Origin of the sequence: Roseovarius conchicola (assembly GCF_041403425.1) — a bacterium.
Taxonomy (GTDB): domain Bacteria; phylum Pseudomonadota; class Alphaproteobacteria; order Rhodobacterales; family Rhodobacteraceae; genus Roseovarius; species Roseovarius conchicola.
In genome coordinates this window covers 99,200-116,741 of sequence record NZ_JBGEHK010000005.1, presented here as the reverse complement: position 1 = coordinate 116,741, position 17,542 = coordinate 99,200, and the positions used below count along the sequence as shown (strand labels likewise).

Annotated in this window: 24 protein-coding genes; 14 read left to right on the top strand and 10 right to left on the bottom strand. The window is 57.3% G+C overall.

Translation table 11 applies throughout. From position 1 onward, the window contains the following. Positions 1–167: 167 nt before the first annotated feature. The 4 genes from V6N02_RS14985 to V6N02_RS14970 all read left to right on the top strand — a co-directional run bounded on the left by V6N02_RS14985 (position 168) and on the right by V6N02_RS14970 (position 2,674). Positions 168–455, top strand: a complete 288-nt coding sequence (locus tag V6N02_RS14985) for a BufA1 family periplasmic bufferin-type metallophore (RefSeq protein ID WP_371226626.1) — start codon at positions 168–170, stop codon at positions 453–455. A gap of 73 nt (positions 456–528) precedes the next feature. Continuing rightward, positions 529–1,386 carry an MNIO family bufferin maturase gene (bufB, locus tag V6N02_RS14980; protein WP_371226624.1) on the top strand — a complete coding sequence of 286 codons (858 nt, stop codon included), beginning with the start codon at positions 529–531 and terminating at the stop codon, positions 1,384–1,386. Further along, entirely contained in the window at positions 1,383–2,141 is a 759-nt protein-coding gene (locus tag V6N02_RS14975; protein ID WP_371226622.1) for an HvfC/BufC family peptide modification chaperone, read from the top strand. Before bufB ends, V6N02_RS14975 begins: the two co-directional genes overlap by 4 nt. Next, positions 2,138–2,674, top strand: coding sequence for a DoxX family protein (locus tag V6N02_RS14970; RefSeq protein WP_371226620.1), 537 nt, complete (start codon positions 2,138–2,140; stop codon positions 2,672–2,674). Before V6N02_RS14975 ends, V6N02_RS14970 begins: the two co-directional genes overlap by 4 nt. Here the strand turns inward: V6N02_RS14970 and V6N02_RS14965 are convergent. Beyond that, the gene (locus tag V6N02_RS14965) at positions 2,671–2,985 is read right to left on the bottom strand and encodes an ArsC/Spx/MgsR family protein (RefSeq protein ID WP_371226618.1); all 315 of its coding nucleotides are present in this window, start codon (positions 2,983–2,985) and stop codon (positions 2,671–2,673) included. The genes V6N02_RS14970 and V6N02_RS14965 overlap by 4 nt on opposite strands. Positions 2,986–3,181: 196 nt before the next feature. On the opposite strand from V6N02_RS14965, the gene V6N02_RS14960 reads away from it, so the two are divergent. Beyond that, the gene (locus tag V6N02_RS14960; protein ID WP_371226616.1) at positions 3,182–3,388 is read left to right on the top strand and encodes a cold-shock protein; all 207 of its coding nucleotides are present in this window, start codon (positions 3,182–3,184) and stop codon (positions 3,386–3,388) included. A 161-nt stretch (positions 3,389–3,549) separates the two neighbouring features. Here the strand turns inward: V6N02_RS14960 and V6N02_RS14955 are convergent, their stop codons facing one another. The 3 genes from V6N02_RS14955 to V6N02_RS14945 all read right to left on the bottom strand — a co-directional run bounded on the left by V6N02_RS14955 (position 3,550) and on the right by V6N02_RS14945 (position 5,217). Beyond that, positions 3,550–3,831, bottom strand: a complete 282-nt coding sequence (locus tag V6N02_RS14955; RefSeq protein WP_371226614.1) for a hypothetical protein — start codon at positions 3,829–3,831, stop codon at positions 3,550–3,552. A gap of 109 nt (positions 3,832–3,940) precedes the next feature. Next, the gene (locus V6N02_RS14950; protein ID WP_371226612.1) at positions 3,941–4,417 is read right to left on the bottom strand and encodes a dihydrofolate reductase; all 477 of its coding nucleotides are present in this window, start codon (positions 4,415–4,417) and stop codon (positions 3,941–3,943) included. After that, positions 4,414–5,217, bottom strand: a complete 804-nt coding sequence (locus tag V6N02_RS14945) for a thymidylate synthase (RefSeq protein ID WP_371227147.1) — start codon at positions 5,215–5,217, stop codon at positions 4,414–4,416. The genes V6N02_RS14950 and V6N02_RS14945 overlap by 4 nt, the downstream gene beginning before the upstream one ends. 137 nt (positions 5,218–5,354) lie before the next feature. Here V6N02_RS14945 and V6N02_RS14940 point away from each other — a divergent pair, with 137 nt between their 5' ends. From V6N02_RS14940 to V6N02_RS14925, 4 genes are read left to right on the top strand one after another with little or no spacing between them, the layout of a single operon-like run. Continuing rightward, complete coding sequence (locus V6N02_RS14940; protein WP_371226610.1) at positions 5,355–5,783, top strand: VOC family protein; 429 nt, start codon at positions 5,355–5,357, stop codon at positions 5,781–5,783. Beyond that, positions 5,777–6,376, top strand: a complete 600-nt coding sequence (locus tag V6N02_RS14935) for a DUF1287 domain-containing protein (protein WP_371226608.1) — start codon at positions 5,777–5,779, stop codon at positions 6,374–6,376. Before V6N02_RS14940 ends, V6N02_RS14935 begins: the two co-directional genes overlap by 7 nt. 13 nt (positions 6,377–6,389) lie before the next feature. After that, entirely contained in the window at positions 6,390–7,085 is a 696-nt protein-coding gene (locus tag V6N02_RS14930; protein ID WP_371226606.1) for a DUF1194 domain-containing protein, read from the top strand. After that, a complete protein-coding gene (locus tag V6N02_RS14925; protein ID WP_371226604.1) occupies positions 7,082–7,813 on the top strand; it encodes a DUF1194 domain-containing protein in 732 nt (243 codons plus the stop codon). Before V6N02_RS14930 ends, V6N02_RS14925 begins: the two co-directional genes overlap by 4 nt. A gap of 47 nt (positions 7,814–7,860) precedes the next feature. Here V6N02_RS14925 and V6N02_RS14920 read toward each other — a convergent pair whose 3' ends face one another. The 3 genes from V6N02_RS14920 to V6N02_RS14910 form a co-directional block, all read right to left on the bottom strand. Next, positions 7,861–8,361, bottom strand: coding sequence for a MarR family winged helix-turn-helix transcriptional regulator (locus V6N02_RS14920; protein ID WP_371226602.1), 501 nt, complete (start codon positions 8,359–8,361; stop codon positions 7,861–7,863). Between the two features lie 93 nt (positions 8,362–8,454). Continuing rightward, the gene (locus V6N02_RS14915) at positions 8,455–8,718 is read right to left on the bottom strand and encodes an FAD assembly factor SdhE (RefSeq protein ID WP_371226600.1); all 264 of its coding nucleotides are present in this window, start codon (positions 8,716–8,718) and stop codon (positions 8,455–8,457) included. Positions 8,719–8,723: 5 nt separating this feature from the next. Beyond that, positions 8,724–9,125: a helix-turn-helix domain-containing protein gene (locus V6N02_RS14910; RefSeq protein WP_371226598.1), complete on the bottom strand. Its 402-nt coding sequence runs from the start codon at positions 9,123–9,125 to the stop codon at positions 8,724–8,726. Between the two features lie 85 nt (positions 9,126–9,210). Between V6N02_RS14910 and V6N02_RS14905 the strand changes: the two genes are divergently transcribed. The 3 genes from V6N02_RS14905 (at position 9,211) to V6N02_RS14895 (ending at position 11,302) form a co-directional block, all read left to right on the top strand. Then, positions 9,211–10,413: a pyridoxal phosphate-dependent aminotransferase gene (locus tag V6N02_RS14905; RefSeq protein WP_371226597.1), complete on the top strand. Its 1,203-nt coding sequence runs from the start codon at positions 9,211–9,213 to the stop codon at positions 10,411–10,413. Then, positions 10,410–10,787 (top strand): VOC family protein, encoded by a 378-nt coding sequence (locus tag V6N02_RS14900; protein ID WP_371226595.1) that lies wholly within the window; start codon positions 10,410–10,412, stop codon positions 10,785–10,787. The genes V6N02_RS14905 and V6N02_RS14900 overlap by 4 nt, the downstream gene beginning before the upstream one ends. 104 nt (positions 10,788–10,891) lie before the next feature. Continuing rightward, positions 10,892–11,302 carry a hypothetical protein gene (locus V6N02_RS14895; RefSeq protein ID WP_371226593.1) on the top strand — a complete coding sequence of 137 codons (411 nt, stop codon included), beginning with the start codon at positions 10,892–10,894 and terminating at the stop codon, positions 11,300–11,302. Here V6N02_RS14895 and V6N02_RS14890 read toward each other — a convergent pair. From V6N02_RS14890 to V6N02_RS14880, 3 genes are all read right to left on the bottom strand, one after another. Continuing rightward, on the bottom strand, positions 11,299–12,660 hold the full coding sequence (locus tag V6N02_RS14890) for an MATE family efflux transporter (RefSeq protein ID WP_371226591.1): 1,362 nt from the start codon (positions 12,658–12,660) through the stop codon (positions 11,299–11,301). The genes V6N02_RS14895 and V6N02_RS14890 overlap by 4 nt on opposite strands. Before the next feature lie 169 nt (positions 12,661–12,829). Beyond that, on the bottom strand, positions 12,830–13,696 hold the full coding sequence (ppk2, locus tag V6N02_RS14885; RefSeq protein ID WP_371227145.1) for a polyphosphate kinase 2: 867 nt from the start codon (positions 13,694–13,696) through the stop codon (positions 12,830–12,832). A 160-nt stretch (positions 13,697–13,856) separates the two neighbouring features. Further along, the gene (locus tag V6N02_RS14880) at positions 13,857–14,168 is read right to left on the bottom strand and encodes an ETC complex I subunit (RefSeq protein WP_371226589.1); all 312 of its coding nucleotides are present in this window, start codon (positions 14,166–14,168) and stop codon (positions 13,857–13,859) included. 177 nt (positions 14,169–14,345) lie between these two features. Here V6N02_RS14880 and uvrB point away from each other — a divergent pair, with 177 nt between their 5' ends. Then, the gene (gene uvrB, locus V6N02_RS14875) at positions 14,346–16,556 is read left to right on the top strand and encodes an excinuclease ABC subunit UvrB (RefSeq protein WP_371226587.1); all 2,211 of its coding nucleotides are present in this window, start codon (positions 14,346–14,348) and stop codon (positions 16,554–16,556) included. Between the two features lie 3 nt (positions 16,557–16,559). Further along, positions 16,560–17,309 (top strand): hypothetical protein, encoded by a 750-nt coding sequence (locus V6N02_RS14870; protein WP_371226585.1) that lies wholly within the window; start codon positions 16,560–16,562, stop codon positions 17,307–17,309. Positions 17,310–17,542: the final 233 nt, after the last annotated feature.

The window sequence follows — 17,542 nt, the reverse complement described above, 5'->3', positions numbered from 1 at the left end:
CCTGACGCATCCGTGTCTAACAGGTTCGTGAGTGGCATAATGCGCCTGACCACCCTTATCTTTTAGCTATGCGGAACAGGCTGATGTCGGTGAAGGTGCTGCACCTTTCATAAGCCACCGACACACCCGTCCCCCGCGTAACGTGTTTAACCTTAAGGGAGTCCCCCATGTCCAATATGATGAAAACTGTCGCAATCGCTGGTGCTGTTACTGCTGCTCTGGCGGCTCAAACCTCTACTGCTGTCGCCGCTGAAAAAGAGAAATGCTATGGCATCTCGCTGGCTGGCGAAAATGACTGCAAGGCTGGTGCTGGCACAACATGTGCAGGCTCTTCGACCGTGGATTACCAAGGCAACGCCTGGACCCTGGTTGACGCAGGCACCTGCACCACAATCGAGCTGCCCGGCGACCGCGTTGGCTCGCTGGAAGAGCTGAACCGCGATCTGCCGTCCTGATCGACCGACTACGTTGGGGGCGCGCGTATCTGCTGCGCGCCCCTTCCCTTTCCGTATAACGACAGGCCACATCATGCTTGATGCCTCCTCCCGTTTTCCTGCTCTGCCTGCAGCACCCGGTGTGGGCTACAAGCCCCAGCATTTTGCCGACATCACGCAGAATGCCGCGCCTGTTGAATGGTTGGAAATTCACGCCGAGAATTACATGGGCGACGGTGGCCGTCCGATAGCGCAGCTGCGCCATCTTGCTGAAAAATTTGCGATTTCCGTGCACGGTGTCGGCCTGTCTATTGGTGGCGAACTGCCTTTGGACGCCGATCATCTGGCCCGCCTGAAGCATTTGTGTGACTGGCTGAACCCGGCCAGCTTTTCTGAACATCTGGCCTGGTCCACCCATGACAGCCATTTCCTGAATGATCTGCTGCCCCTGCCCTATACCGAGGCCAGCCTGACCCGCATCTGCGATCACATTGATCAGGTGCAGGAGGTTTTGGGCCGTCAAATGCTACTGGAAAACCCGTCCAGCTATCTTGCCTTCGAGGAAAGCACCTTCGAAGAACCCGATTTCCTGAACGAGATCAGCAACCGCACCGGCTGTGGTCTGTTGCTGGATGTGAACAACATCTTCGTCTCGGCCACCAATCTGAAAACTGATACCCACGCCTATGTCGATGCCTTCCCGCTGAGCAAGGTGGGTGAAATCCATCTTGGCGGGCATGACGAGGACGAGGATGATCACGGCGCGCCGCTGTTGATCGACAGCCATGGGCGCGAAGTGGCCGATCCGGTCTGGACCCTTCTGGATTACGCGCTGGAACGCTCGGGGCCGGTGCCCGTTCTGGTGGAATGGGATGACAATATCCCCGAATGGCCTGTTCTGGCAGATGAGGCTACCCGCGCCGCGCGCGCGCTTGAAAAGATCGCGGCATGACTGTCTCGCAGACCCGGTTTCACACCGCGCTTCTTGATCCAAAGCAGCCGGTGCCAGAAGGCCTTTCCGACGGGCAAGGGCACCCGGCTGGGCGCCGTTTCGCGGTTTATCGCAACAATGTCGCCTCCAGCCTGACCGAGGCGCTGGAACTGAGTTTTCCGGCCATCCTCAAGTTGATCGGTGAAGAGAACTTCAAGAAAGTCGCCAGCGTCTTTCTGCGCCAGCACCCGCCAAGTGTACCGATGCTGTCGCAATACGGGGCGGAAATGCCCGACTTCCTGACTGGTTTTGAGCCCCTGCAACATATCGGTTACCTGCCCGATGTGGCCCGGCTGGAACAGGCGATCCGCCTGTCCTATCACGCTGCCGATGCCGCCCCTGCCGATGCCAGCGTTCTGCAGACCCTCGCGCCCGAGGCACTGTTGAACACGCGGTTCGGTCTTGCCCCGGCGGTGCGTATGGTCCGCTCACCCTGGCCCATTCATGCGATCTGGGCATTCAATCTGGAAGACGGGCCCAAACCCGAACCGGGCGCACAAAACGTGCTGATCACCCGGCCCAAGTTCGACCCACAGCTAACACCAATCCCGACCGCAACTGCCGCGTTTATCGATGCGCTCGCCTCCGATGCCCCGCTTGGTACCGCCCATGATGCGGCCACGCAGCATGATCCAGAATTCGACCTGTCGCACGCCCTTGGCCTGCTTCTTTCCAACAACGCTGTCACGCGCATCATCGTGGAGTCCTCTGAATGAACGCCCTCATCTCCCTACACCATTCCGTATTTTCCCGGCTCGACCGCGCTGACTGGCTTTTGCCCACCCTCGCGCGCTTGGCGTTTCTGGCGGTTCTCTTTGTCTATTACTGGAACTCGGCCCTGTTGAAGATTGACGACTCGATCTTCACACCCTCCTCCGGCGCATTTGGTCAGATCTTTCCCAAGGCGGCCGAAGCGGTGTTGTGGAACGTTGAGGAAATGACCTTTTTCCAACGCCTCGTGATCTTTGCGGGGACCGTGACGGAATTCGTGCTGCCGGTGCTGATCGTGATCGGGCTTTTCTCGCGGCTCGCGGCCCTTGGAACGATCGGATTTATCATCGTGCAAACCGTCGTCGACGTGACGGGGCATGGTGCCAAACTGGGCACATGGTTTGATACCAGCATCGCCTTGATCGACGAACGCACGCTTTGGGTGTTCCTGCTGCTGGTAATTGTCATCAAAGGCGCAGGGCCGCTATCGCTTGACCGTCTGCTGGGCGGTCGCATTGCCCCGGCGGATGTCGATTAAGGCGCAAGCGCACTCTGCACATCTTTCCCCCAACCAAGATGGAACTGGCCGTTGACCTCGATCAGCGGCCTTTTCATCAATGTCGGGTGCTTCGCCAACAGGTCGAGCGGATCACCGGCGCGCTCGGCCTCACTCAGCCCACGCCAGGTGGTTGAGCGTGTGTTGAGCAATGCGTCGCCGAATTGGGCATAGGCGGATTTCAGCACGTCGGTTGGAACACCGTCAGCGCGAACATCCCGCAACTCGATATCCGGAATTGATTTCAACGCCTTACGGCAGGTATCGCAGTTTTTCAGCCCATATAAGATCATGTGATCCCCCATTTAATCGCCATCTGAATACAGTCACTTGGCTGTTAGGTCACGGGGTTTCACTTGCTTTTTACACTCCGGATGCAATGATCTTAGCTGTGATCCTGGGGCTGTTTCGACCATTCAAGGTCGGGTCAATTCCAAGGGTGACATAGCCCGGCATTTCCGGGGAAGTGACGACAGAAGGAGATGCGGTATGCCCAATGGCACCGTAAAATGGTTCAATACGACGAAGGGTTACGGGTTCATCGAACCCGAAGATGGCGGCAAAGATGTTTTTGTGCATATCTCAGCCGTGGAAAGATCAGGTCTGACTGGGTTGGCCGACAACCAGAAAGTCAGCTTTGAGCTGGAAGATGGCCGTGATGGCCGGCAGATGGCGTCAAACCTGTCACTGCTCTAACACCCTGATTTCAAAGAGGTTTAAACATCTCTTCTGCCTGTCTCTTTGGGACAGGCAAAGAGTGATTAGGCCGAAGCGATTCCAGCAGACGCGATGACACATAGAAAAAGGGCGCTGCCAATGCCGCGCCCTTTCATCTGTTTCGTTCTCAGAACACGGATTTAGTAACAGCCCTTTTCACCTTCACGGCAGGTATCCACGGCCCGCGACTGGCGCACGTGATGGGTCTTTTTCTTGACTGGATGTGCCATGACTTTCTGGTAAGTATGGCTTGTATTTGGGGTGCCACAACAGATCACCCCCGAAATGGTGATCGGTTGCAGGCCCGCCGGGCAGAAATTCTCCTTGCTGGCATAGGTATAGATCTTGGCTTCCCCGGCTATTGCACCGGTGCCAATCACGGCAATGGCGATGCCTGCGGCAATAGATTTAGTAAAAGACATGTGACCCCCGTCAACTGGTTGTGTAATTCTTACCTGGTCGTCATCGTACGGATGCCTGCATTGCTGTCAATTTCTAAGCTTGAAAATATGCGTTTCCACTGCGCGCCGGTCAGCGCCGTATCAGCTCGCGTAGGGTACAGTGTGGGGCATCGTTGCGCAGAACCATACGGCGAGTTTCTATCCATTCTGCTTCGTCGATGTTGGGAAAGCGTGCATCAGCCTCTTCAACCTCAAGATCGACCTCGGTGATCAGAAGGCGATGGGCCATTGGCAGCATCTCGGCATAGATCGACTGCCCCCCAATGCCGTAAATCCTTGTATGTCCCGAGTCATAGCCAGCCGCGATAGCCGCCGGGATGTCCGAAAACACATGTTCGGTCAGCGACGCATCACGCGAGACAACGCAATTCAGGCGATTTTTCAGAGGCTTAACCGGAAGGCTTTCCCATGTATTCCGCCCCATGATCAACGCGCCGCCCAGAGTTTCGCGTTGGAACATCTTCAGGTCTTCTGGCGCGCGCCACGGAATATCCCCGTCTTTGCCAATGGCCCCGTTGCGATCACGGGCGACAACCAGACTGATCATACGGCCACCGGTGCCTTGATCGCGGGCAGCGGATCATAGTTCAGAAATTCGAAATCCTCATACCGGAAGTCAAAGATTGAACTGACCTGCCGATTGATCCGCAATTGCGGCAAGGGACGCGGGCTGCGCTCAAGCTGCGTTTTCACCTGATCCATATGGTTGGAATAGATATGCGCATCGCCAATGGAGTGCACGAAATCGCCCGGCTCATACCCGGCCACATGGGCCAGCATGGCCTGCAACAACGCGTAAGAGGCGATGTTGAACGGCACCCCCAGGAACATATCGGCCGAGCGTTGGTAAAGCTGCAGGTGCAGCTTGCCGCCCGAAATCCGAACCTGCCATAGGGTGTGACACGGCGGCAAAGCCATCTGATCCACCTCGCCGGGGTTCCAGGCCGATACGATCAAACGGCGGCTATCCGGCGTGGCCTTGATCATCTCGACCAGTTTGGCGATCTGGTCAACCTCACCAATACCATCCTGATTTACTTTGGGAAAATGCCGCCATTGATGGCCGTATACCGGACCGAGATCGCCGTTTTCATCCGCCCATTCATCCCAGATGCTGACCCCATTTTCCTGAAGATATTTGATGTTGGTATCACCCGACAGGAACCACAGCAGCTCGTGCACAATCGAGCGCAGGTGCAGCTTTTTCGTGGTCACCAGTGGAAATCCATCCGCCAGCGGATAGCGGCATTGCAGCCCGAAATACGAGGTCGTGCCAGTGCCGGTACGGTCGGTCGAAATCACGCCGTGATCCAGCACGGTGCGCAAAGCGTCGAGATATTGCTGCAAAAGGGCCTCCGGATTGTCAGTTGGAAGATAAGACAGGTCGGCGCGGGACTGCCAGCGCAAAATCACAATTCCGATCACGGACTGGACGCGGCAGGCAAAGGCCTTAGGATCACAAGCAACGCAACAGGAGACAAGAGATGGGATTGAAATACCTGCACACGATGGTTCGGGTGAAGGACCTCGAAGCATCCATGGCGTTCTATGGCCTGCTGGGGCTGAAGGAAACCCGGCGCTGGGACAATGAAGGCGGACGCTTCACGCTGGTTTTCATGGCTCCCGAAGGCCAGGAAGAGTGCCCGGTCGAGCTGACCTATAACTGGGATGGCGATGACGCCTTGCCCGATGACAGCCGCCATTTTGGCCACCTGGCCTATCGCGTCGACAATATTTACGAGACATGTCAGCACCTTATGGACAATGGCGTGGTGATCAACCGACCTCCGCGTGACGGCCACATGGCCTTTGTGCGCAGCCCCGACAACATCTCGATCGAACTGTTGCAGGCAGGGGATTCACTGGAACCGGCCGAACCTTGGGCCAGCATGGAGAACACGGGCCATTGGTAAGATGGGCCGCCCTTCTGTTGCTGCTGACCAGCCCGGTTCAGGCCGAAGGGCTGGCCAAGGCGGCCCAGTCGCAGGTCGGCGTGACGGTCATCTATGATCCCAGCTATGTCGGCCTTGATTTTCCCGGAGGTGACATCCCTCGGGCGCGTGGGGTCTGTAGCGATGTAATCATCCGCGCCTTACGGGATGCTTATGACATTGATCTGCAACTGGCCGTGAACCGGGACATGAAGGCGGCGTTTTCTGATTATCCCAAGATTTGGGGGCTTTCGACGACGGATCGCAATATCGATCACCGTCGGGTGCCCAATCTTGAAACCCTGCTGCGCCGGATCGGGGCAGCACAAGAGCCAAGCGACGACCCGAATGATTTCGAGGCAGGTGATATCGTCAGTTGGCGGCTGAACGGGTCCAACCTGCCCCATATCGGGATTGTCAGCGATCAGCGCAGTGCCGATGGGACACGTCCACTCATCACGCATAATATCGGGCGCGGTACGTTGACTGAAGACGTGTTGTTTGAGCATGAAATGGTGTTGCGCGCGCGGCTGGACGAGGCCGCACGCAAACGTCTTATGGCCCTTGCGGATTAAGGCGATCATAACCTTGGCGCTGATCCTCTGGGCCGGGATCGCACAGGCCAATTGCCGTCTGGCTCTGGTCTTGGCACTGGATGTATCCTCGTCCGTGGATGCGGTGGAGTATGACCTGCAACGGGTTGGTTTGGCCGCCGCACTGGACGCGGACGAGGTTCGAGACGCCATTCTCAGCGGTGGCCCGGGCGACGTGGCGCTGGCGGTCTATGAATGGAGCGGGTTTTTCCAGCACAAGACCCATCTCGATTGGGTCTGGTTGCGCAGCCACGCGGATATCGATGCCGCCGTGCGGATTCTGGCGAAGATGGAACGCAGCCATGATGACTTTCCAACGGCCGTTGGTCAGGCTTTAGGATACGGCGCAACCCTGATGGAGCGGGGCCCCGATTGCGATCGCAAGGTGATTGATATGTCGGGCGACGGGATCAACAATTACGGCTTTGGTCCACAGGCCGCCTATCGCAATTTTCCCTTTGAGGGCATCACGGTAAACGGCCTAGTGATCCTTGGGCACAGCCCCGAGGTTTTGCGTTATTACCACTATAATGTCGTGCGCGGGCGCAATGCTTTCGTGATCACGGCCAACGGATTCGAGGAATTTCGCGATGCGATGACCAGAAAGCTCTACCGCGAAATCAATGATATCGTTCTGGGGGATGTTGCCCCGTCAGATTCCGGCCTGCCTCAGCCCGACCCGCCCGGATGAGACTGCCTTGGATCTTCCTTTGGGCTTGCCTGGCCTTGGCGCCCGCAGCGGAGGCCGCATGTCGGCAGGCACTGGCATTGGGCCTTGATGTCTCAGGATCGGTTGATGCGACAGAGTACCGGTTGCAACTGGATGGTCTGGCCGCTGCCCTCACAGCCCCGGATGTGCAAGAGGCGTTCCTGCAATTCCCGCAGGCCCCGATACGCCTGATGATCTATGAATGGAGTGGAATGTCAGATCAGCGCGAGTTGATCGCCTGGCGCGAAATCACCAGCGCCGATCAGCTTGGCGACATTGCCAATACCCTGCGCCAAACCGCCAGTCTCAAGATCGACGGCCCCTCCACGGCGATTTCTGCGGCCCTGCAATACGGGGCCCAGGCTTTGGCCCAGCACCCGGAATGCTGGCAACGAACTTTGGACATCTCGGGGGATGGGCCCGCCAATATCGGGGCGCATCCGGGCGCTCTGAGCGTGGATGACCTGGGGCAAATCACGGTGAATGCCTTGGTTATCGGCCCGCAAAGCCGCGCCAATACGACCAAGAACCTCAACAACGTAAAAACCCTTGAGACCTACTTTGGCGCCTTCGTCATTCGTGGCCCTGGCGCTTTCATAGAAGTGGCGACCAACCACGTGGACTTTGCAAACGCTATGAAACGCAAGCTGATCCGTGAGCTGGATACACCGGTTCTGTCACTTCGCGGCCCCTTGCCCCGCGCGCATTAAGCCGAGATTCCAACGCAGGCCAAGGGCCTGCCCCTTCTGGTTAGTCTTTAGTAGATATACCGAATCTGGTCGGTCCAGTATCGCTCCACCCTGCGCAGCGCACTGGTGATCTGATCAATCCCGTCCGTCCCGATAACGCCTTTACCCTGCATGCCGTCGGCGTGGCGCTCAAACAGCTTGCCCACCACATTACGGATGTTGCGCCCCTTTTCGGTCAGTCGCACTCGCACCGAGCGGCGATCAATTTCGCAGCGTTGATGATGCATGTACCCCATATCGACCAGCTTTTTCAGATTGTAGCTGACATTGCTGCCCTGGTAGTAGCCGCGCGTTTTCAACTCGCCCGCCGTCACCTCGTTGTCGCCGATATTGAACAACAACAGCGCCTGTACCGCGTTGATTTCAAGGACGCCAACACGCTCAAACTCATCCTTGATCACGTCCAACAGCAACCGGTGCAACCGTTCCACCAGCGCCAGCGCATCCAGATAGCCGGTCATGAAACTCTGCTGTTCCGCCGGCTGGGGCACCTGGGTTTGAAAACTCATATCCGTCTCCGTACATAACTGCTCGGAGGGACCTTGAGGTAAATTGCCAAATAATCGGTTAAACAAAGGCAATAGCGCCTAAAATGCGATCTATTATCCGCCCTTTGCCGTCAGGGCTGCGATTTTGTCAATCAGGGGCTGCAATTGATCCGGCGCGCGCTCCTGCCCGGTAACCCATTGGTAAAGATCCTGATCGTTCTCTTCCAACAGCACCTCATAAAGCGCCAGATCGTCTTCACTCAGCGTTTCAAGCCTCGCCTCGGCAAAGCGGGACAGGATGATATCCATTTCCTTGATGCCCCGCCGCATCGAGCGCATATGCAGACGCTTCAAACGTGTGGCACGTGTCTCGCTCACCGGGCTTACTCGGCTGCTTCAACCTGCAAGGTCGCGCGCAAGCGGCGTTCAAGCTGGTTCAACCGATCAGCGCACAGGGTCATCTCGGTTTGAAGATCGCGAATTTCGCTCAGGATGTCGGCCACATCGCCTGACAGTTCGCCTGCGGTGGGGGCATTGGGGCCATCGCCTTCACCGGTCAGCAACCACAGCAACGACACGTTCAGCATCCCAGCCATCATCGACAGCTTGTTGGCGCGCGGTTCGGAAAAGTCGTCTTCCCAGTTGCGCAGGGTCTTGAGCTTCACACCGATACGACGCGCCATTTCTTCCTGCGCCATGCCCGCGTCTTCGCGCGCGCCCGACAGGCGGTCCCCAAAGGTCGTCGCTTCAGGGCTGTACCAGCTTTCTTTTTGAAGTGCGTTCATTGGTCTTCCTTTCGGGAATGATGCTTGATCACGTTGGAACCAGTACCTAAGAGATGCATGTCAGAGATAAAACCCGGAGCGCCTGATGACCTTCCTTTCCGCGACACTATCACGCGTCAAACCGTCGCCAACCATCGCAGTTTCGACCAAAGCGAACGAAATGAAGGCCGCTGGCGAGGATGTTATCGGCCTTGGCGCGGGCGAACCCGATTTTTCGACTCCCGCGAATATCGCCGAAGCGGGCATTCAGGCGATCCGCGATGGCAAAACCCGCTATACCGCGCCCGATGGTATTATCGAGCTGAAACAGGCGGTCTGTGCCAAGCTGAAACGCGACAATGATCTCAGCTATGAACCTGCGCAGGTTAGCATCGGCACCGGCGGCAAACAGATTCTCTATAACGCCCTGATGGCCACTCTGAACCCCGGCGACGAGGTTGTGATCCCCGCCCCCTATTGGGTCAGCTATCCCGATATGGTGCTGCTGGCAGGGGGCGAGCCGGTGATTGCCCCGGCGGGCATCGAGACCGGTTTCAAACTGACGCCTGAGGCACTTGAGGCTGCGATCACGCCGAAAACCAAGTGGTTCATCTTCAACTCGCCCTCCAACCCCACCGGGGCGGGCTATACCTGGGATGAATTGAAGGGGCTGACAGACGTTCTGATGCGTCACCCCCAAGTCTGGGTGATGACCGATGATATGTATGAACACCTTGTCTATGACGGGTTTGAGTTCTGCACCCCCGCGCAGGTTGAACCACAACTTTATGAGCGCACCCTGACCTGCAATGGCGTCTCAAAGGCCTACGCGATGACTGGCTGGCGGATCGGTTATGCGGCTGGCCCTGTCGAATTGATTGGGGCAATGCGCAAGATCCAATCGCAAAGCACCTCGAACCCTTGTTCGGTCAGCCAATGGGCCGCGGTCGAGGCGCTGAACGGCACGCAGGAGTTTATCGCGCCCAATAATGAGATGTTCAAACGCCGCCGCGATCTGGTGGTTGAGGCTCTGAATACCATCGACGGGATTGAGTGCCCTGTGCCCAATGGCGCGTTCTATGTCTACCCGTCGATTGCCGGACTGATCGGCAAGACTACAGCCAGCGGCAAGGTGATCGACACGGACGAAGCCTTTGCCACCGCCCTGCTGGAGGACACCGGCGTGGCCGTGGTGTTTGGCGCGGCTTTCGGCCTGAGCCCCTGTTTCCGGGTGAGCTATGCCACTTCGGATGATAACCTCACCGAGGCCTGCAAGCGGATCGCTGCATTCTGTGGCGGGCTTACATGATCACAGCCAACCTCCCTGCCCGCGATTTCGGCGAAACGCAGGCCTTTTATCACCGGCTGGGTTTCGAGACGCTATATCGCGGCGACAATTGGATGATCATGACATGGCATGGCCATTGGCTGGAGTTTTTCCCGCATCCCGATCTTGACCCCGCAGACAGTTGGTTCTCGGCCTGTCTGCGGATTGCTGATATCGATGCCCTTCATATGGAATGGGCGAAACTGGGACTGATCGTCAAGGAGGGCTTCCCAAGGCTGGGCGACTCTCCGTTCGAGCTGGGCGGAGATGTGCCACGTATGTTTACCTTACATGACCCAAATGGCTCTCTCTGGCGCGTATTGGAGATGGGTGACCCCGGCTTGAACACCGCATAGCCACACCCTGGCTACCGCTGGTGGATCAAACGGAGAGTTGAAAAAACCGCCATCTCGCGCCATTGTCGCGGAGAGGCCCAAAAAGACGAGCGCGATACCTGCCCATGACAGACCTGCCCGAATACTACTTCCGGGTCCGCGAAAACGGCGCCTTCGTGTTTCGTGTGGACACCGAAAACCGTCAGCGTCGCATCGACATGGATCAGATCGCCGTGATCAACATCCGCAATGGCCAGATCAAACCCCATGGCGACCGCGATCTCAGCGACCGTGACATGGAGGTCATCGAAGAATGGATGGCCGAGCGTGAAGCCCTTCTGGCGCAACGGGACATTGACGATATCCACCGCGCGGTGGATTACCTCAACACCACAACCCACTGGGCGCAAAGCCGGGCTTCGGACGCGGATCTGGAGAATGTCACCGACGCGCTGTTGCTGGCGATGCATGATCTACGCACCGTTTTGGTGCGTAAGAAGGCGGATCGGCTTCTCAGCCGTGAGGATAACGACTAGGATCGCTCCGGCAAACTGGGCACGGCCCGCCCCCAGAAGCGCCACATCAGGAAGCCGCCTGCCAGCGCCAAACCAATGGCCAGTCCCAGCCAGATGCCAACCCCGCCCAGCCCAAAGGTGAAGCCCAGCAGATAGCTGGCCGGGACGCCCACGGCCCAATAGCTGATCGCCGCGATGACCATCGGCACTTTCGTGTCCTGCACCCCGCGCAGCAGTCCCAATGCCAGAACCTGTGCCGCATCCACCAGTTGAAACAGGGCCGCAGCGGCCAAGAGACCGACACCCACGGCGATGACTGCGGCGCGCTCCGGCTCGTCAGGGTCCATGAACACCCCGATCAGCAACTCAGGAATCGTCAGGAACATCACCACCGTCGCCAACGCGATCGCCGCCGACACCATGATCACCACCTTGCCCCCATCCCTCAGACCCACGGGATCGCGCCGCCCATAGGCCTGTCCGGCGCGCACCGTGGCCGCATTGGAGAACCCAAGATGCGCCATGAAAGTGATCGCCGCGATCTGGATTGCAATGCCATGCGCAGCCAGTTCCACCGTGCCGATCCAGCCCATCATGATGGAGGAGGCCAGAAACAGCGAGGATTCCGCCAAGCTGGTCAGGCCAATGGGCCAGCCAAGGCGAAACACCTGCCCAAACGCTTCCCAATCCGGGCGCCAGACCCGCACGAACAGTTCATGCTCGGGCAGCTTGCGCGCTGCATAGATCGCCAGCGCCGCGAATGAGACGAAATTACCAATGACCGAGGCCAGCGCCGCACCGCGAATGCCCATCTCGGGAAAGCCAAGATTTCCGAAAATGAACAGGTAGTTCAGCACAATGTTCAGGGCGACACCCGCCACGGTGACTACGAAAACCACCTGCGTGCGTTCCTGCGCGGCCAGATAGGATTTCAACACCATCACCAAAAGAGCCGGGAAAATCGCCCACCCGGCAATGCGCAGATAGTCTCCACCCAATTCGGCAATCTGGGGTTCCTGCCCCAACGCCAAAAGGATCGGTTCGGCCATCAGCATGGGCGGCAACATCAGCACCCCGAACCCCAGCGAGGCCCAGCCCCCCATCCGGGTGACGCGGCGCACCTGTACTTCTTCCCCGGCGGCCTGGGCTGCGGCCACCATCGGCATCACCGCCCAGGCAAAGCCCGAGCCGAAGATGAACAGCACGAAAAATATCTCGCCCGCTAGCACCTGCGCCGCCAGCGCCTCGACATCGTACCATCCCAGCATCACCGCATCGCTCAGCACGATGGCGATCTGCGCGATGTGGCTACCCACCAAGGGCAGACCCAGCGTCAGAATGGCACGCAAATGTTGGCTATATGTCAAACGGGCTGTCATACCCCAGCCCTAGGGGCGGGGCGCTACCAGGGCAAGATTTTTCTGGACGGCGTAAAACGGGCCACTGCGCCAAACAGCGCAGTGGCCCGTTGTCATCTCTGGTGTCCGCCACAGGCTCCAATCAGAATAGAGCGTGGCGACGCCACTCGTTCAGGTCAAACTAGTTTGCTCAACGCGGTTTGCGCTGATCCGGGTGCAGGGCCGCACCCAGAATATGCTGAGACTCGTGCACCACATGGTTGGCTGAACTCACGATCAGCGGGTCCGCCGCATGGGCCACCTCAAGGTCCTTGCCCGGATAATCCAGCGAGTCGAGGAAATGCAGCATACAGTTGATACGCGCGCGTTTCTTGTCGACGGATTTGATCACAGTCCAGGGTGCATCGGCGGTGTCGGTGTAAAAGAACATCGCTTCTTTGGCTTCGGTGTAATCGTCCCACTTATCAAGGCTCGCCTTGTCAATCGGGCTCAGCTTCCATTGTTTCAACGGATCTGTCTCGCGACTGGCAAAGCGGCGGCGTTGTTCGTCCTGCGTGACCGAAAACCAGTATTTGTAAAGCCGGATACCTGACCGCACCAGCATCCGTTCCAGATCAGGGGTCTGGCGCATGAATTCCAGATATTGTGTTGGTTCACAAAAGCCCATCACCCGCTCAACACCGGCGCGGTTGTACCATGACCGGTCATAGAGGACCATTTCGCCACTGGTCGGCAAATGGTTGATGTAACGCTGGAAAAACCACTGCCCACGTTCTTCATCGGTGGGTTTGTTCAAGGCAACCACACGCGCGGTCCGCGGGTTCAAATGCTCGGTGAAACGTTTGATCGTTCCGCCCTTACCGGCGGCGTCACGTCCCTCGAACAGCAGGACAAACTTCTGCCCTGTCTCCTGCGCCCACAGTTGAACCTTCAGCAATTCCGCCTGAATAGCCGCCTTTTGCGTTTCGTATTCACGGCGCCCCATCTTGGTTTCATAGGGATAGGCCCCGCTTTCAAACGCCTCGATCACTGATGGGGTGTCCATCTTTGGATTCATCTCAACGGGCGCCTCTGCCAGTTTCGGCTTGGCTGCGGCTTTTGCTGTTGGTTTGGGTGTGGCCATGTTCGCGTCTCCTAAAGGCTTAAAAATACCGCTTGGACGCTAGCAGATCGAGGCAGAGCAAACCTTGATCGGGATCAAGAAAGACCCAATGACGTCAATGCGTCCACACAGCCCGCCGGTTGGTGGCGAAATTCTCGCCATAACCGCCCGGGCGGACATTGGGCTTGCGGGGCTTGGGGTCCTGCACGACTGCTTCGATGCCATTGTCCTCGGCGTATTCCAGCGCAGCCTCTTTGGTAGGAAACCGCAAGCGCACCTGTGCCTGCATATCGCTGTTCGAGGTCCAGCCCATCAGCGGGTCAACCTCGCGCTTGGTTTCGGACACATGTTCCAGAACCCAATGTTTGGTCTTGGCGGTGCCTGACTGCATCGCGGTGCGGGCCGGTTGATAGATGCGTGCGCGCATATGTGCTCTCCTTCGTGCGGTTTTCTTATCCCAAATTGCGCGCCCAGCAGCAAGACGGATAATCACGGCAGTCAGCGCCCCCTGATGACAGTTTTGGTCAGCAGCACGGCAAGAGGGGTTGAAGTGCCCGCAAAAGAGATCAAATCTGCGCCTGTCCCCCTTCAAGGAACCGCATACATGCCCTTCGCCCATTCCGACAAAACCGATTCCGAACTGGCCGCCGCCATCGCCAGCGGCGGTGAGGATGTGCGCAAACGATTGAAGCTGGAAGGCGGTCGGCGTCTTGAGATGGTCAGCGCATTTGAACCTGCCGGCGACCAGCCGACCGCGATTGCCGAGCTATCCCAGGCCGTGCTGGATGGGGAAAGGGATCAGGTTCTGCTGGGCGCAACAGGCACCGGTAAAACCTACACCATGGCCAAGGTGATCGAGGAAACACAGCGTCCGGCGATCATCTTGGCGCCCAACAAAACCCTCGCCGCGCAGCTTTACGGGGAATTCAAAGGGTTTTTTCCCCATAACGCGGTCGAATACTTCGTGTCCTTCTACGACTACTACCAGCCCGAGGCCTATGTGGCGCGCAGCGATACCTATATCGAGAAGGAGTCGCAGATCAACGAACAGATCGACCGGATGCGCCACTCGGCCACCCGTGCGCTTCTGGAACGCGACGATGTGATCATCGTGGCGTCGGTGTCGTGCATCTATGGTATCGGTTCGGTTGAAACCTACGGCGCGATGACGCAAGATCTGCAGGTCGGGCACGACTATGACCAACGCAAGGTGATGGCCGATCTGGTCGCGCAAACCTACAAGCGCAACGATCAGGCGTTTCAACGCGGCTCTTTCCGGGTGCGCGGCGACAGCCTTGAGATTTTTCCGGCCCACCTTGAAGATCGCGCATGGAGGTTGAGCTTCTTCGGAGAAGAACTTGAATCTATTACCGAATTCGACCCCCTTACGGGCGAGAAAACCGATACGATGGACCGGGTGCGCGTCTATGCGAACTCGCATTACGTGACGCCCAAGCCAACGATGCAGCAGGCCATCATCAACATCCGCAAAGAGCTGCGCGTCCGACTGGATCAATTGGTGTCCGAGGGCAAATTGCTTGAGGCGCAGCGGCTGGAACAGCGCACCAATTTCGACCTTGAAATGCTGGAAGCCACGGGTGTGTGCAACGGGATCGAGAACTATTCCCGTTATCTCACAGGCCGCGCCCCCGGTGAACCGCCCCCGACTCTGTTCGAGTTCATCCCCGACAACGCCATCGTCTTTGCCGATGAGTCCCACGTCTCGGTCCCCCAGATTGGCGGGATGTATAAAGGCGACTACCGGCGTAAATTCACGCTGGCGGAACATGGCTTCCGCCTGCCGTCTTGCATGGACAACCGCCCCCTCAAGTTCGAGGAATGGGACGCGATGCGCCCGCAATCGGTGTTCGTGTCCGCCACCCCTGCCAAGTGGGAGCTGGAGCAGACCAGCGGGGTCTTCACCGAACAGGTCATCCGCCCCACCGGGTTGCTGGACCCGGAGGTCGAGATTCGTCCTGTCGACATGCAGGTCGATGATCTGCTGGACGAGGTGCGCCACGTCACCAACGAAGGCTTCCGCACGCTGGTCACCACGCTCACCAAACGCATGGCCGAGGACCTGACCGAATATCTGCACGAACAGGGCATCAGGGTGCGGTACATGCACAGCGACATTGATACCCTTGAAAGAATTGAGATTTTACGCGATCTGCGTCTGGGCGCCTTCGACGTTCTGATCGGTATCAACCTGCTGCGCGAGGGCTTGGACATCCCTGAATGCGGGTTGGTTGCAATTCTGGATGCAGACAAGGAGGGCTTCCTGCGCTCGGAAACCTCGCTGATCCAGACCATCGGTCGCGCCGCGCGCAATGCCGAGGGCCGCGTGATCATGTATGCCGACCGGATCACCGGCTCGATGGAGCGTGCCCTTGGCGAAACCGACCGCCGCCGCGCCAAGCAGCTCGCCTATAATGAAGAACACCGCATAACCCCCGAGACTGTAAAGAAAAACGTCGAGGACATTCTGGCGGGGCTCTACAAGGGCGACGTGGATATGAACCGCGTCACCGCCAAGGTCGACAAACCGCTGATCGGGGCAAACCTGCAAGCCCATCTGGACGGGCTGCGCGCGGAGATGCGCAAGGCCGCCGAGAACCTTGAATTCGAAGAGGCCGCCCGCCTGCGCGACGAGGTGAAACGGCTTGAGGCGGTTGATCTGGCTGTGGCCGACGATCCATTGGCCCGCCAATCCGCGATTGAGGCCGCCAGCGACGCCGCTGTGAAATCCAAGGGCCGCTCAACCGCCGGACGGCCCGGACAACGGGGCGGCAATGTGAAGCGGCGGAAGAGGTGACGAATGCCGGAACTCACTTTCACGCCTGCATCATTTGAATGCCTGTTCGATAAATTTGTGGAATCTGAATTGAACGGCTGTCGACTCGATAAGATGCTCTCAGGGAAAATTCCTGATGGAACCAAATGTGCCGACTACTTCTTTCCGAATCCAGGAATCATCATTGAGTTAAAGACTCTAAATAAAAACCATGGAGAACATGATTTTGTACTTGGATTGGTAGAGGAGGGTTTAGCAAATTTTGGGTTTCCGCTTTCCCGAAAAAATGACTGGCTCAATAGTGTGGCTCCTCTTCCACAGAAAGTTGTTCGGTTTGTTCACGGTAAAGTTCAGAATTCGATCAAAAACACAGTTCGCAAAGCCAACAAACAAGTTATTTCGTCTCGCATTCTTCTTGGTAAGAAACACGACAGTATACTGATATGTGCAAACTTGAACGAGTTGCTATTCGGACCACTTGAACTTCTAAAGTATCTTGCTGGTCATGCCATGTCTCGAAGCACACCCGCAATTGATGCAATCTTGATGATTTCGCCCGGAGTGCAGTACTCATCTGTTTCACATCAGGTTCAACACTATGCAGCGCCAATATATGCTGACGGGAAACAGCATCTAGGAGATTTCTTAGAGCCTTTCATTGAAAAGTGGTTAGAATTCGAGGCACAATCCCTAGGTCTATATTCTGATATCGAAAAAGTTTATGAATTCGACGAAGATAGCAAAACCGCGCGACCAATTGTGGCCAAAACCTAAAGTATTTGAAGTTTCATCCCAACTCCGTTGACCCAGTGACAACAGGCTAGGTAAACCCCCAGCCAACTCTGTCTTACAAGGTCGAAACTCATAGTTTGACGCATGGAGACGCCCTCTAACTTATTGGGCTTCATTCCTTTTTCGACAAACAGGCGTCAACCGCCATTTCCCGACAAAAACCATCGGAATTTAATACCCGACAAAACCACTCAACTAATTGATTTAATTTATTT